This is a genomic window from Lactiplantibacillus sp. 30.2.29, assembly GCF_018991255.1.
GTDB lineage: Bacteria > Bacillota > Bacilli > Lactobacillales > Lactobacillaceae > Lactiplantibacillus > Lactiplantibacillus pentosus.
Genome location: NZ_JAGYGU010000002.1, coordinates 1 through 15,212 on the forward strand (window position 1 = coordinate 1; position 15,212 = coordinate 15,212).

A 15,212-nucleotide genomic window follows, 5' to 3' on the forward strand; every position below is an offset into this window, starting at 1 on the left:
CCAATAAAAAAAGCTTCCGTCCATTAGTTTCATAATTGAAACTAACGGACGAAAGCTTTCGCGTTACCACCGTTATTCGTTGCCATCTCACGATCACAACCTCGACGAGTGCCCTAGTCAAGACTAGGAAACCCCGCAATATATCGGTTGCAACCGCACGCGTAGCCGTTACGACCCGCGTCATGACTCCAAGCTCATCTTCGTTATACGCCCGATTACTTCTCACACCATTCCGAAGCTCTCTGAAAATCGGTAATACAACTACTCTTCTCTTCAACGTCTTAATCTGTTTTTAATTTAAAACTAATTTAACACCAGATTTTGAAGCTGTCAACTCATAATTTCGAAAAATCATCTCATCACGGGTGGTGCTCGCTATTGTTTAGCATTGAAAATGATTCAATCATGCCAGTTTCTAGGTTCAAAAGCGGCCAGCTGAGGCCCGCTGGAAACAGTGCGAGTTAGCATAAACTTTCAGCGGTAGCTACGTCCTAGTCCGGCTTCCAGGCATTTCTGACAACGCTGGAACGTGGTGGACACAGATTTAAGCCGACAAACCACGTCTTAAATACTGGTCTTCCACTAACCAAGCACAAAACGCTTGCTAAGTGGAATTTCACCACTGAGCATTGTCAGAAATACCTTCCAGCCTGGATTGTATTCGAAAGGCAGACATAGATCTACCCAACTTTTTGTTAGATTAATCGTTGGTTCTTAACATACGGTAATTTTGACATTAAACTGTCAGACTAATTTTTAATAGTCGCTAAATTATTGTTTACGCATGCTTTTAGGCTTCTGACTAGTAGCTGCACTGAACTTGTTAGAATTTTATCCAGTCGTTTGAGATATCAAAGTCTCAAATTATGCACGAAGGCAATCTTATCGACTATATTCAAGAATAGTGTCCGTTGAAATTAGTGAATTATACTCAGTAACATTCTCAGTACTAAAATGCCATAAAGTATCATCAGTATCGATTATAAGTTTGCTCGAAGGATCTGCTTCCTAATATTTAGTGGTCAATTGCACCCAGATAGGTGGCCGTTCATCCGCCATTCGAGCGGCTTCCCGACTGTAGGGGCCGGCTGACAATGCTCAAGGGCGAAGTTCTTCTTGTCCGGGTGGGTTTCCCGGGCTAGAAGAAGACTCGTATTTGAAATTGCGCAGTGGGTTTCTGCGTGAGTTCAAATCGATGTCCGCCCTGTTCCAGCGTTGTCAGCCGGCCCCGGAAGTCGGACTAGGGCGCTCACCGGCTGACGAACAGCAATCCAAACTAGCACGTTTTAATCATAATTCATGACAACCAACGTATTAGGCGCCAAACAGTGTCTGTTGATGAAAATCAATGGTTGATTTCACACCATTTTTTAAGATTTTCCGAAATTTATCCTTGACACTTTTTTCGACTTTGCCTATACTGAATTCATTCAATAACGAGAGCGAGGAACCAAGCATGTCAAAGTCAATTACTAACTTGAACAGTTCATGGCAAAGCCGGCCGTTCAGATTGTAATGCCGTCAACACGGATACAATCTGGCAAACAGTTTGTATCTGTGCCGGCTCACTTTGATATTCAAAGAAGTCTGCATGGGTTTTAACACAGCAGGCTTCGGTTCCGTAAAGGGCAAACCAGAGCTTACTGGTTTGCCCTTTTTTATTGGCTTCAGGACTGCCCGAGCTTAAGAAATTTTTTGAGGTGATTAGATTGAAACGAATGATTGCATTTATTAGCGCCCTGATCGTCTTTCTAGGGGTCGCCTTCGTCATGACTGGCAAGTCGACGACGTCCACGGCGAGTTCGAAGACGACTAGTAGCAACAAAGTCCCGACCGTCGGCATCTTACAACTCCAGACGCATCCAGCCCTTGACGCGATTCACCGCGGGGTCGTCGCCGGGCTCAAGGAATACGGTTACGTCGATGGCAAGACGGTCAAAATCGATTATCAAAATGCCCAGGGTGACCAAAGCAATTTGAAGACGATGAGTCAGAAATTCATGAATGAAAATGCCGCTCTGACTGTCGGTATCGCGACACCCGCCGCACAAGCCTTGGCCTCAGCCGCCAACAAGCAGACGCCCGTCATGTTGGCCGGTATCACTGACCCATCCGGGAGTGGCTTGATCAAGAGTGACCAGCATCCCGGCGCCAACATTACCGGGACTTCTGGTGAATCACCACTGAAGTCGCATTTAGATTTATTACGCAAACTGGTGCCAAATGCCAAAACGATTGGGATCATTTATACGACTTCCGACCACGGTGGCGAATACAACGCCAAGAAGTTTGCCCGCATCTGTAAACAAGAAGGCGTGAAATACAAGTTGTACACGATTTCCAACACCAACGATATGCAACAAGTGGCTGAAACGATGGCTGCCAATGTCGATGCCGTTTATGCCCCACAAGATAACGGGGTCGCCAGTGCGATGAAGACTTTAGTTTCTGTCACCAATAAAGCTAAAATTCCTGTAATTCCAGCTGTGGATACGATGGTCAAAGCTGGTGGGCTCGCCACCCTCTCCGTCGACCAATACCAATTAGGTAAATTGACTGGTGAGATGGCTGCCAAAGTCCTGAAAGGCAAGTCAACCAGCAACTATCCAATCAAAGTCATTACTAAGGGTAAAATGACGATCAATTTGAGTGAAGCTAAGAAGTTAGGCATCAAGTTCCCAGCTAGCGTGCTGAAGGAAGCTAAGACGAAAGGGGTTATTTACAAATGAGTATGATCGTATCTAGTATCGGCCAGGGCCTCTTATGGGCAACCTTAGGCGTCGCGTTATTTCTCACATTCCGTATCCTCGATTTCCCGGATATGACGGTTGAAGGCACCTTTCCACTAGGCGCTGCTACCGCTGTCATGGCCATCAGCCACGGGATGGGGCCAATCGCCGCATCTGGTCTGGCCTTTGTCGCTGGGGCCATTACGGGGCTCGTCACTGGCCTGCTCTACACGAAAGGTAAAGTGCCGATTCTGTTGGCTGGGATTCTGGTCATGACCGCTTGCCTATCCATCAACCTGCGCATCATGGGCGGCAGTTCCAACGTCTCCCTACTCGGCAAGACGACGATTTTTTCCAACCATTTTCTCGAATCACTACCGAAATACTTCGACAGCGTCTTCGTCGGCCTGCTCGTCATCGTTTTGATTACGGTCGTTCTGATCGTCTTTCTGCAGACCAATCTCGGTCAAGCCTTTATCGTTACTGGTGATAATCGTGAAATGGCCCGTTCGATTGGCATCAACACCGACAATATGACGATCATGGGCCTGATTGTTTCAAACGGTATTATCGGCCTGGGTGGCGCGTTGATTGCCCAAAATAACGGCTATGCCGATGTCAGCATGGGGATTGGAATCATCGTTATCGCGTTAGCTTCGATTATTATTGGTGAAGTGGTCTTCGGTGAATTGACTCTGAATCAACGGTTAGTTGCCGTGACCCTCGGGAGTATTTTGTATCAGTTCGTCCGTCTATTAGTGCTTCAACTCGGATTCAACACCAACGATATGAACTTATTATCAGCCTTGATTTTAGCCATTTGCTTGATGTTACCGCAATTCAGCAAGGCCCTACATCTCAACCACGTTTTGAAGAAAGGAGTGGCACGTTATGACGAACAGTAAAACCCCATTACTCGCACTTAAAAATATCGTCACGAAGGTCAATGCTGGCACGCCCAACGAGGTCGCCATCTTGCGGGGCCTCAACTTAGACGTGTACGACGGCGATTTCATTACCGTCCTCGGGTCCAACGGTGCGGGCAAATCAACCCTCTTTAATACCATCAGTGGTGAATTACCCGTTGACAGTGGCACGATTCATTTACGTGATCAAGACATCACCCATATGTCAGTCGAAAAACGCACTGCCTTTCTTGCGCGGGTCTTCCAAGATCCAAAGATGGGAACGGCCCCACGGATGACCGTCGCTGAAAATCTCTTGCTCGCCAGCCAACGCGGTAAACGGCGAACATTGAAACTACGTCAGCTCAAAAAGCACCTGCCCCACTTTCAGAAACTGACTGAAACGATGGATGGCAATGGGCTGTCTGAACGGCTCAATACTGCGACTGAAAATCTATCCGGTGGTCAACGCCAAGCGCTCAGCTTCTTAATGGCGACCGAACAACGACCGGACCTCTTGTTACTAGATGAACACACGGCCGCGTTAGACCCGAAGACCAGCGAACAATTAATGACCCAGACCAATCAACGAGTCACTGAGGAAAAGTTAACTTGTTTGATGATTACTCATCACTTGGACGACGCCCTCAAATACGGCAACCGGCTAATTGTCCTCGATCAAGGCCAGATCAAATACGATGTTCGCGGTACTGAAAAAGCACAGCTAACTAAGGAAGAGTTGCTCAGCTTCTTTGATATCATTGAATAACGACCATCGTTTTTAACCCCATTAATAATGACAGCCAGTCAGTGAAAGATGCTGATTGGCTGTTTTTTTAGCAAAAATTGTAACCGTTTTAGTTGTGAACAATTTAATTTAGTGTTATATTCTAACTAGAATAATTCTAACCATTCTGGTCCGCACGAGACGTGAGTTTAAGCTCGCTAATTTAGAATAATTACAAACTACCCTTGTGAATCTTCTGCGTTAGTGTTATATTCTATTTAGAACAGTTCTAAACTAAAATTTGGAGGCTTTACAATTATGAAAGTTATTGTCGTTGGTTCTTCTCATGGTGGTTATGAAACGGTTCGCGGTATTTTAGCCGCTCAACCAGATACAGAAATTCAATGGTACGAAAAAGGTGACTTCTTGTCATTCCTCTCATGTGGGATGCAGTTATACCTTGAAGGTGCCGTCAAAGACGTCAACTCCGTCAGCTATGCCACCCCTGAAGGCATGCAAGCACAAGGCGTTCACGTCTTCGTTAATAGTGAAATCAGCAAGGTCGACCCTGCCAGCCACAGTGTGCACGTCATCGACCATGCTACTGGTGACGAACGTGATGAATCTTACGACAAACTGGTTCTCAGTGTCGGGGCAGTTCCATTCGACTTACCCGTCCCTGGTCATGACTTAGAAAACATCTATGCAATGCGTGGTCGCGACTGGGCCATCAAGTTAAAGGCTAAGACGGTCGACCCAGGTGTCAAGAACGTGGTTGTGATCGGTTCTGGTTACATTGGGATTGAAGCTGCCGAAGTCTTTGCCAAGGCTGGGATGCATGTCACGGTCATTGATTTATTACCACGGCTACTCAGTTTATACCTTGATCAAGAATTTACGGATGTCTTAACGAAGACGATGGCGGACCATGGCATTTACGCTGCGGTTGGCCAAGGTATTAAAGCCTACGAAGGCGTCGACGGTCATGTGACAAAAGTCATTACCGACCAAGGCGAATATCCAGCTGACTTAGTCGTCACCGCTGCCGGCATTCGGCCTGCAACTGGTTTCTTGAAGGACGTTGTCGATCTTGATGACCATGGTCTGATTAAAATCAACGACCATCTCCAAACTAGCGACAAAGACATCTATGCCGTTGGGGATGCAACCTTGGTCCCATTTGCCCCAACTGGTAAGGACAATCGGATTGCCCTAGCCACGAATGCACGTCGCCAAGGTCGGATTGCCGCTAAGAATTTACTTGGCGAAGACGTTCCAATGCCTGCCGTTTCAGGTTCATCTGCCCTTTCAGTCTTTGACTACCACTTTGCTTCAACCGGTGTCAAAGAAGGCACTGCCGATAAATTAGGTGTCAAGAGTGCTTCTGTACTCGTCACTGACACGATTCGGCCAAAGTTTGTTTCTGAAGCCGCTGGTAACACCAAGGTTTGGTTCAAGCTGACCTTTGACCCTTCCGATGGTCGAGTATTAGGTGCCCAAATCATGTCAAAATATGACGTTACCGCCAACATCAACGCCATTTCCGTTGCCGTTCAGGCCAAATTAACCGTTGATGACTTAGCTTACACCGACTTCTTCTTCCAACCTGGTTTCGACCGGCCTTGGAACATCATTAACGTCGCCGCTCAAAAAGCCGCTGCAACGTTGAAATAAAGTTAATTTTACCGCTTAAAAAGCATAAAACAGGGTTCCTCAGAAATTGAGGAACCCTGTTTTAGTATTTGAGAATATTATGACAGTGAGTTGGATTGCAGTCCGTCAACTAATAGATATTGATTAACCCCTGCGTCCCTTGGTCACCCAGGCCTTTGACGTCGACCATCACTTCGTACAAGCGCTTGGCTTGGGCGGTCGCAACTAAGTTCAAGCCCATTGCGTCCGCTTCACTGAGTGCAATACGTAAGTCTTTCAGGAAGTGCCGAGCAAAGAAGCCAGGCGTGTAATCATCTTTTAAAATCCGCGGCACATAATTGTCCATGCTCCAGTTATCCGCATCGCCACTTGACAAGGTTGCCAACACTTTTTCTGGTTCGAGGCCCGCCGCCTTGGTGTAGAGTAACATTTCTGTTAAGCCAGTCATGGTGCCGGCAATCATGATTTGATTGGCCATCTTGGCATGTTGCCCCGTTCCGGCCGCGCCAAAATGGTTGACCTTATGACCGAGCACGTTAAATAGTGGCAGCATGGCAGTGTAAGTCTGTTCATCGCCACCGACCATGACGGTTAAAGTCGCATTTTTGGCACCAATATCACCACCTGAGACGGGCGCATCTAACGCCTGTATCCCGTGCGCCGTCGCGTAGTCCGCAATTTTGACCGCCAATTTAGGCTGACTGGTCGTCATATCGATAACCGTCTTACCCGCTGTCAGGCCTTCAAAAATGCCGTCGTGGCCGAAATAAACTTGTTCGACATCACTCGGAAAGCCGACCATCGTAAAGACCACGTCACTATTTTGGGCGACTTCCGCGGGGGTATCAGCCCATGTCGCACCGTTAGCCACCAAGTCATCCGCCTTGCGCTTGGTCCGATTATAAACAGTCATCTCATAGCCCGCTGCCATTAAGTTACGGACGATTGCCGCCCCCATCACACCTGTTCCGATCCAACCTAATTTCATTACTTCCGCATCCTTTCTTCTAACTGTTGTCCACGATTACGCCGCCGACGCCAGAAATGGGTCGCTAGTGTCACAGCAAACGCCGCCAAGACGATACCACCAAAGGCCGTCGCTGGAATATCCCAGCCGATTGCTGGAATCGAGATAAATAATTTAATCGCAATCAGGACAATCAAACAATACGCCATCGTTTCCAGTTCAGGGATCTTGCGCATCAACCGCATGATGACTTCTGCAATGCCCCGCATGCAGGCAATCCCAATCATCCCACCGATCAAAACAATGACCGGATTGTCTGAAATTGCCAATGAGGCTAACACAGAATCAATCGAAAAAATAATATCCATCATTTCAATCTGTAAGACCACTGACCAAAATTTGCTCAAGCCGAAGAACCGCCGCTGCTTCTTGGGTTTCTTCTCAACGGTCTCCCCCGCCTTGGGCTGACTAAAGTACCGATACACTAAGTACCCTAAGTAAGCCGCACCTAACACTTTAATCTCCCAAAAACTAATTAAATACGTCCCGATTCCGATAATCAAGAATCGGAAGACATAGGCCCCCCATAAGCCATAGAATAGCGATTTTTCACGCTCTTGTAAATTATCCAAACTCTGGGTCTGAGCTGCTAAGACCACCGCGTTATCTACTGACAACAAACATTCGATAATCGCTAATGATAGAATGATCAACCAATCATTGGCGGATGTCACGACGTTGCCCCAGTTGGCAGCGCTGAAGAAGGGTCCATACAACTGTTCGATTAAATGTAACAAACGGCATCCTCTTTCTTTCATTTCTTTGGTTCGCTAATTTAAGTATACGCGTAATAATAAATGGTGCCGCTTTCTAGAACTAATTTTCAAAAATAAAACTTATTTTCATCGTATTTGGTCAAATATTGCCTTGTGTTCCTGGCCGAATCCCAACTATTGACCATGAAGTCAATCTGCAACACCCCACTATCGCGCTTCAACCATCCATACGATTGATCACATTCTGAAATGTCTTATCAAATGAACGCTTCACGCTCAACCTTCATCCATAGTGGTCAAAGAACCGCACCGTTTCAGAGTGACAGCGCGACAACTGATTATTTAGATTTGCCTTGGTGTTCGGACGAAGGTTTAGACTTAATTTGTTTTACGACAAGTGGAACAAATTACGGAAACATTAGGAGGATATTCATAATGTTATATGATAAATTACTGGAGCCAATCACGTTTGCTAACGGAACGCAGAGTTTCAACCGAATCATGATGGCACCAATGTGTGATGATTCTTCAGACAATGGTTATGTGACCGCTGGACAACTCACTTATATGCGTGCACGAGCTGCCAATGCTGGCATTATGGTGACTGGATACGCCTACGTCAATGATTCTGGCATTCAAGTTGCTGGTCAGTTGAGTGCTGCTCACGATGATCGTGTGGCAGGATTGCGTGAACTAGCCACTGCCATGAAGTCAAAGGGGGCTCGTGCCATCCTGCAATTATCACATGCGGGACGTGATTCCGGTCCTTCTCAGGCAGCTGGTAAACGTGTGTATGCACCTAGTAAGATGGATTTTCCATGGCTCGACTATGACGTGGATGAAATGACCACGACTGATATTGAAAACGTCATCCATGATTTTCAAGCTGCGACCCAACGTGCGATTGACGCTGGCTTTGACGGGGTTGAGATTCACGATTGCCACCATGATTTACTGCAACAATTCTTCTCAGCCTATTCAAACCATCGCAATGATCAATGGGGTGGAAGCTTAGAACGGCGGATGGCCTTCCCACTTGCCGTTCTGAAAGCGGTTAAAGAAACAATTGCGACCGCCAATAAACCAGACTTTATCCTCGGATGGCGGATTAGTCCTGAAGAAGTTCACGGCGAAAACGTCGGTTACCACGTTGCAGAAATGGTCGAGCAAACAAAGGCGGCCATTGCGATTGGCATCGACTACTTGAATGTCTCTCTATCTGGCGGATTAAATTACCACTTCAATGAAGGCCCGAAAGGCTCAAAACAAACCTTTGCTGAAATCTTCCACAACTTGACAGCGGGTCACTGCCCCGTCTTTATCGGCGCCCACGTCCATACCGCGGATGACGCATTAGTAGCCGTAACAGTCGCTGATGGGACTTATATTGGCAGAGCACTGTTAATTGACCCAGATTTCACACAAAAAATTAAAGAAGGCCGTTCTCAGGATATTATCACGACGATTACGCATCAGGAGATGTCCCATCGTGATTTACCGGCAGGCCTCATTGAAAATTATGCTCATCCCGACCGTTTCCAAAAAGGGATTCCATTACCTGGCCTAACCTTCTAATTTAACTGAAAAATAGTAAAAGTAAAACCGGCTTTCAATTGTGAAGACCGGTTTTTTGCAGGTTCTGTGAGGCTAAAACAGTCGACTGGTTTGGTGAGCACCAATTTTCAGCCAGTTGCTATCATTCATCATTTATGGCGGTGATAATGAAAGACGAACCTGACAGGTGTTGTTGCCACAGTTTGAAATAAATGATGACCCGCCCGTTTTGCCGACCGGACATCATCGATTACCTCGACCAAGTCCATATTCAGGTGGCACGCGACCTGGCTCCAGACATCAAACAACTTTTCATCAACATCTTTGGTCGGCGTTAACAGCACGAGCTGCTTGTAGCTGAATGGATTATCTGTTTTCAGCGCCAACATTCGAGTGACTAAAATACGCATCGCTGATTGATCGACCTGCTCTGGTATCCCGATGGCAAGAATGTCCGTATCCCTAACTGCTTCACAGATTCCCATGAACTCATCCTCGTCATCATCTGTTGGTGCAAGAAAGACCAGATGAGTTGCTAACTGAATTTGCTGATAAGGACACTGGGATGCGAAGGTTTGTGTTAGCCGATTCAACGCAGCGTCTGGCTTCAAACTTGTATCTATTACTAATAGTTGTTGCATCGTTGACCTCTAAAAATTTGATTGACTTTGGCTCAAAAAAGCTAACATTAACTGAATTGCAACTTGTTCATTTCGCCCATAAAAGCCATGACCGGCTCCAGGTATTGGACGCAAAGTCGCCTGTGCATAATATCGAGCCGCACGTCGTGAATAACTGATTGGAACGACCCGATCCGCTTCACCATGAATAATCAAGACCGGGCGCGTGAAGTCAAACAAGTGTGCATAAATATCATAATTTAATAATGGTTCATAATATGCTCGACCAACCGCCATGAAAGCGTGCGGTATTTTTTCAGGAATGGCATCGATATCTTGATAATGCTTGCGGGCATCATCCGGGATAATAAATGCAGGGTACAATAATAGTAACCCGGCAATTTGCTGGTTCAGATCATTCGCAACCATTGCAGCAACCGCGCCACCCTGACTTTCACCAGCAAGGTATAACTGGCTCGCATCAACTTCAGGGCGTTGCCGTAGCACTCTCACAACACGTCGCAAATCATCTGCTTCTGTAAAAATAGACATCTCAAGTGTTGATCCCGTACTCCAGCCAGTAATACTACCGCCGCTGAAATCAAACGTATAAACGGTGTAGCCACTTGCCGCCAATTGTTGTGCGTAGCCAGCCACAAAACTCACGTCCTCACCTAAGCCTGGGCAAAAAATAATCGTCGGATGTTGGCGCCCATCAGCATGGTAATAAAGTTGACCAACAAGTGTTGTCTGCTTTCGTTGAATATTGACCGTTTTCACCTTGGTGTCCGGCATTCCACATTTCTCCTTTCCGCTAACCGATTAGTGATGACCTAGAACAGTAGTTGGCAATTTACAACCATTTTTATCGTCACGTCTACTGACTATCCCCGGCCCCACCATGTTAACGATTAAAATCATAAACCTTCGCCTAAACTTCAAGGCAACTATTTTCCACGATTTTTATCACTTCATTTGTCATGAATCATGATTGAAAAGTGCCAGTTTGGATTGTTGTTCGTCAGCCGATGCGCGTCTTAGTCCGACTTCCGGGGCCGGCTGACAACGCTGGAACAGGGCGGACATCGATTTGAACTCACGCAGAAACCCACTGCGCAATTTCAAATGCGAGTCTTCTTCTAGCCCGGGAACCCCACCCGGACAAGAAGAATTTCGCCCTTGAGCATTGTCAGCCAGCCCCTCCAGTCGGGAAGCCACTCGAATGGCGGATGAACGGCCACCTATCTGGGTACAATTGACCACTGATTATTAGGTGACTGGTCCTTCAGGCAAACTTTTAGTTGGTATCGATAAAGACTTATTGCATTTAATTACTGAGAAGATTCCTGAATGCTATTTACTCATCAATACCACGAATTCAATGGCAATTAGTCTTGAAATGAGTCGATGAAATTGCCGTCGTTTAGAATTTGAGACTTTGCTATCTCAGGCACTAGAGGAAATTCTGCCAATTTCAGTGAAACTGCGTGTCCAAAGTATTAAATCATGGGTAAGGAAGCTGAACAATTATTAGAAAACAGTCTGACAGTTTAATATCAAAATGGCCGTCTACTTAGGAACCAACGATCAATCCATCAAAAATTGAGTCCACAATATTCGCCTTTCGAATACCATCCAGGCTGGAAGGTGTTTCTGACAATGCTCAGCGATGAAATTTCACTTAGCAAGCGTCTTTTGCTTGGTTAGTGAAAGACCAGTATTTAAGACGTGGGTTGTCGGCTTAAATCTGTGTCCATCGCGTTCCAGCGTTGTCAGAAATGCCTGGAAGCCGGCCTAGGACGTCTCCACAACAGCAAGTTTACGCTAAGTCGCACTGTTTCCAGCGGGTCTCCGCTGGTAGCTCTTGCACTTAAAAACTAGCATGATTTAATCATCTTTAATGCTAAGGAATAACCAGCACAACGCGTATGCACCGTATAATATAAAAGTGAGCCATTAAGATGTTTGGACACTTAAGGACTCACTCTAACCGAAGTGGTTTTATTTAAAGTATTTTTCGATAATGCGCGGTTTGTTGGCGGTAAATCCCTGCTCTAATTCGGCACCCGCAGCAGTTGCTAACTGTTGCAACACAGGAACGCTATCCGTCACAGAACTGCTAGCACTCGTTACAAACGGAATAATCCGCTTACCTTTAAAATCGTTTTGCTCGAACAAAGAATGAATAATCATTGGGGGTTGATACCACCAGGTCGGAAATCCAACATAGATGACATCATAGGCCGTTAAATCACTAGTCAGAGGCCGAATTTCAGGGTGAATCGCCTGGTCCTTCTCTCCCTCTGCACGTTTGCCAGCAGCCTGATAATCGCTCGAGTATGGGACTACCGGCTGAATTTCTTCAATATCGGCACCACTCAATTGCTGTACTTGTTGCGCCGCCCGCTTGGTATTACCAGACCAAGAAAAATATAACACTAATGCTTTTTGCTCATCTGCCATTTAAGCTATCCCTTTCCATACTGACATCATCACTATTGACGCTATTCTTCAAAACAGCCGTTCTACGCCATGACCAGTTGTCCAATCAGTGTCAGCCCGTTCCAAGAGCCAGCGTCAAGTGTGATAATTGACTTTTCCGGTAATTCAAGATGCCGTATTCGGATACGACACTAACTCACATCAAACATTGCGCCAATCATTTGGTGCCCATCATCTATAGAACAACTATTTGGTCCTAATCACCATAGACTTCTTTGGCTAAACCGAACGCGGACCAAGCCTTTGGCCACCCGGCATAAAATGCCAGCTGCGTAATCAGTGCAACCATCTCATCCTTGGTAACACCATGCTTTTTGCCCAGCTTCATGTGTGACGATAATTGAGGGAACAACCCCTGCGACATCAATGAAGCGCAAGTAATCATACTACGGTCATGCAACGAAAGCTCAGACTCTCGCGACCAAACTTCGCCAAATAAAACATCATCATTAAGTGCAGCAAATTGAGGTGCAAATTCACCTAAATTGTCACGTCCAGCTGTTTGTTTTTCTGCCATAATCAATCAAGCCTCCAAGTTATTGTAAGCGTCGTCTGTTACGGGTTCCAACCACTCTGCCGTACCAGCCGTAATTGCGATATGTTCGAACCAACTATCTTTGGTTGCACCATGCCAGTGTTTGACCCCGTCCTTCGTCACAACAACATCACCCGCAACTAAGTGCCGTGGTTTCTGGCCAGCTTCCTGATACCAGCCTTCGCCACCAGTCACAAGTAGGATTTGAAAGCCGTTATGATGAATATGCCAATTATTCCGGCATCCAGGTTCAAAAGTCACGTTGCCGACATGCACATTGACATCTGGATCAGAAACCAGTCCTTTTAAATAACTTTGCCCGATAAAATATTGCTGAAAAGCCGTGTTCGGTTCTCCAACTGGAAAAATAACGCCATCTTTTACTTCTGAATTTTTGACCATTCAAATCATCCTTTCATTCAAATTATTGCAAGATTCACGCGTCGTGGACATCATCTAAAATGCGTTCACTGGATTCAGGAAACAACTTTTCGGCTTCGTTTCGCAGAATATGATCCTGAAAATGGTCGATCTTATAGGATAAATAATCAATCGTTTGTTTTGTTTGATTCAGTTGTTCTTGCAACTCTGTTCGTTGCTCAATCAACAAATCGCGTCGTGCTTCCGCAGTCATGCCATCCTGGTGTAATAATTTCATATATTCAATCAGGGATTCAATCGACATCCCGGCTCGCCGTAACGTTTTAACATAGTAAATCCAATTCATGTCATTATCATCGTAATCACGATAACCACTTTCATTTCGATGAATTGGTGGTAGAATTCCAATTCGTTCCCAGTAACGTAAAGTGTCCTTTGTTACTTTAAATTGTTTACTAACTGCGTTAATATTCATTGCTTCACCTCTCTGCAGATTAATTCATACCAATCTCTCAATTGCTTTCTCACACCGTTTATATTGTTAAGTATAAACCTTGGTGTGAACTCCAAGGCAAGACTCAATTCAATTAATCTGCGATGCAATCCGTCTCTTGTCAAATGGTCATCATTTAGTTATGACATCACGATGTGCCAAATACCGTTCGTGGACGATCACTAAGCCCATAATGCAATCGACCGCCACAAGCATCCACATCATTGGCAGCCAAGCAACCGCCACGAGTAACAAGAGGGTCAACAAGATAACCAGTATCCCCGACAGCCCCGTTCCGCGGCCACTTACGGCAATTTTTTCGATGGCCCACATCACTAGCAAGCTACCAAATAACAATCCAGAGAAGGCTAACTTCAATGTTAAGGTCGCTTCATCCAACGCTAAATGCAATGCGATCCCCATGCCAAAAATCAAGAAGATATCCAAAATAAAGAGCCAACTAGTCATAATAACCTTGATTGAAGAGGACAACGTGATATGCAGTTCCCCTAGAATCAAATAATAACTGCCACTAACTAACGCAATCAGGATAATACAAATAATAAACTGACTGAGGGCCACAGACTGACCACTTTCGGCAACGGCTTCATACAAACCCGCAATAATTTCACCTAATGCGATCATGGTCATCAGCCCGTAACGCTCAATGAGTGAATCCTTAACGACGTGTGTCATATTAGTTTGTTGATATTCACGTTCCAAATTAGGGTTAGCAAAGAAAACATCACCGAGATTAAAGATCAACGCCAGTACAATTATCGCAATAGACCACCGATTGGGGGTAAATAGGCTGATAATGAGCAACCCCGCTGAAACTAGGTGGACATTCGCCCAAACCCGCGATGCAGGTCCATGAATTCGATCATAGTGTGCAATACCAAACCAGACTGCAGCAAGCATCAGCTCAATCAGTAAGAACGCAATCGTCAGATGCGTGTAATTACCATGTAGCGCTTCTGGAATAAAAATCGCACCGATTCCTGTGAATATCATCTGAACATTAATGATAATGACGTTTAAAATTGAACCATTGCCGTGATTATCAAAGTACCCGGAAGTCTCACTCCATCCCCAGAGAAACCACCAAAATATCAACGTTGCATTCAAGATCGTGGTCCAAGACAAATGTTCGACGAGCCCATCAGTGATTCGTGAGAAAACGACGGCAAATATTAAATCATAAAATAATTCCAGCCAACTGATTTTACGACCATCGATTTGGTCATCAATCGTACGTGGCCGGCCTAAAAAATTAAACACGCTCATAATCTCCTGTCATAATTTTATTTATAAAAAATAGCTATAACCTACTTGAGATTATAGCTATTATATAAATTTCAGGCAAGAAT

General features: G+C 45.5%; 14 protein-coding genes. 5 read left to right on the forward strand and 9 right to left on the reverse strand.

Going from position 1 to position 15,212, the window contains the following annotated elements:
• Positions 1-1,718 precede the first annotated feature (1,718 nt).
• The 4 genes from trpX (at position 1,719) to KGF65_RS01395 (ending at position 6,035) form a co-directional block, all read left to right on the forward strand.
• Positions 1,719-2,729: a tryptophan ABC transporter substrate-binding protein gene (trpX, locus tag KGF65_RS01380; RefSeq protein WP_050339762.1), complete on the forward strand. Its 1,011-nt coding sequence runs from the start codon at positions 1,719-1,721 to the stop codon at positions 2,727-2,729.
• Positions 2,726-3,634 carry an ABC transporter permease gene (locus KGF65_RS01385; RefSeq protein ID WP_216747920.1) on the forward strand — a complete coding sequence of 303 codons (909 nt, stop codon included), beginning with the start codon at positions 2,726-2,728 and terminating at the stop codon, positions 3,632-3,634. The genes trpX and KGF65_RS01385 overlap by 4 nt, the downstream gene beginning before the upstream one ends.
• The gene (locus KGF65_RS01390; RefSeq protein ID WP_101873154.1) at positions 3,621-4,403 is read left to right on the forward strand and encodes an ABC transporter ATP-binding protein; all 783 of its coding nucleotides are present in this window, start codon (positions 3,621-3,623) and stop codon (positions 4,401-4,403) included. Before KGF65_RS01385 ends, KGF65_RS01390 begins: the two co-directional genes overlap by 14 nt.
• 276 nt (positions 4,404-4,679) lie before the next feature.
• Positions 4,680-6,035, forward strand: a complete 1,356-nt coding sequence (locus KGF65_RS01395) for an FAD-dependent oxidoreductase (RefSeq protein ID WP_216747921.1) — start codon at positions 4,680-4,682, stop codon at positions 6,033-6,035.
• Between the two features lie 109 nt (positions 6,036-6,144).
• Here the strand turns inward: KGF65_RS01395 and KGF65_RS01400 are convergent, their stop codons facing one another.
• Both KGF65_RS01400 and KGF65_RS01405 read right to left on the reverse strand, forming a co-directional pair.
• Entirely contained in the window at positions 6,145-7,002 is an 858-nt protein-coding gene (locus KGF65_RS01400; protein WP_216747922.1) for an NAD(P)-dependent oxidoreductase, read from the reverse strand.
• Entirely contained in the window at positions 7,002-7,778 is a 777-nt protein-coding gene (locus tag KGF65_RS01405) for a TerC family protein (RefSeq protein ID WP_216747923.1), read from the reverse strand. The genes KGF65_RS01400 and KGF65_RS01405 overlap by 1 nt, the downstream gene beginning before the upstream one ends.
• 414 nt (positions 7,779-8,192) lie before the next feature.
• Between KGF65_RS01405 and KGF65_RS01410 the strand changes: the two genes are divergently transcribed.
• Positions 8,193-9,332: an NADH-dependent oxidoreductase gene (locus KGF65_RS01410; RefSeq protein WP_216747924.1), complete on the forward strand. Its 1,140-nt coding sequence runs from the start codon at positions 8,193-8,195 to the stop codon at positions 9,330-9,332.
• Between the two features lie 128 nt (positions 9,333-9,460).
• Here KGF65_RS01410 and KGF65_RS01415 read toward each other — a convergent pair whose 3' ends face one another.
• From KGF65_RS01415 to KGF65_RS01445, 7 genes are all read right to left on the reverse strand, one after another.
• Positions 9,461-9,952, reverse strand: a complete 492-nt coding sequence (locus KGF65_RS01415; protein ID WP_056952727.1) for a hypothetical protein — start codon at positions 9,950-9,952, stop codon at positions 9,461-9,463.
• Between the two features lie 9 nt (positions 9,953-9,961).
• Entirely contained in the window at positions 9,962-10,726 is a 765-nt protein-coding gene (locus KGF65_RS01420; protein WP_101873151.1) for an alpha/beta hydrolase, read from the reverse strand.
• A 1,206-nt stretch (positions 10,727-11,932) separates the two neighbouring features.
• Positions 11,933-12,394 carry a flavodoxin gene (locus tag KGF65_RS01425; RefSeq protein WP_101873150.1) on the reverse strand — a complete coding sequence of 154 codons (462 nt, stop codon included), beginning with the start codon at positions 12,392-12,394 and terminating at the stop codon, positions 11,933-11,935.
• 235 nt (positions 12,395-12,629) lie between these two features.
• Complete coding sequence (locus KGF65_RS01430) at positions 12,630-12,950, reverse strand: carboxymuconolactone decarboxylase family protein (RefSeq protein WP_216747925.1); 321 nt, start codon at positions 12,948-12,950, stop codon at positions 12,630-12,632.
• A 6-nt stretch (positions 12,951-12,956) separates the two neighbouring features.
• A complete protein-coding gene (locus KGF65_RS01435; RefSeq protein ID WP_050339488.1) occupies positions 12,957-13,370 on the reverse strand; it encodes a cupin domain-containing protein in 414 nt (137 codons plus the stop codon).
• Between the two features lie 34 nt (positions 13,371-13,404).
• Positions 13,405-13,824, reverse strand: coding sequence for a MerR family transcriptional regulator (locus KGF65_RS01440; RefSeq protein ID WP_050339489.1), 420 nt, complete (start codon positions 13,822-13,824; stop codon positions 13,405-13,407).
• A gap of 150 nt (positions 13,825-13,974) precedes the next feature.
• Positions 13,975-15,123: a low temperature requirement protein A gene (locus tag KGF65_RS01445; protein WP_065674817.1), complete on the reverse strand. Its 1,149-nt coding sequence runs from the start codon at positions 15,121-15,123 to the stop codon at positions 13,975-13,977.
• Positions 15,124-15,212 lie beyond the last annotated feature (89 nt).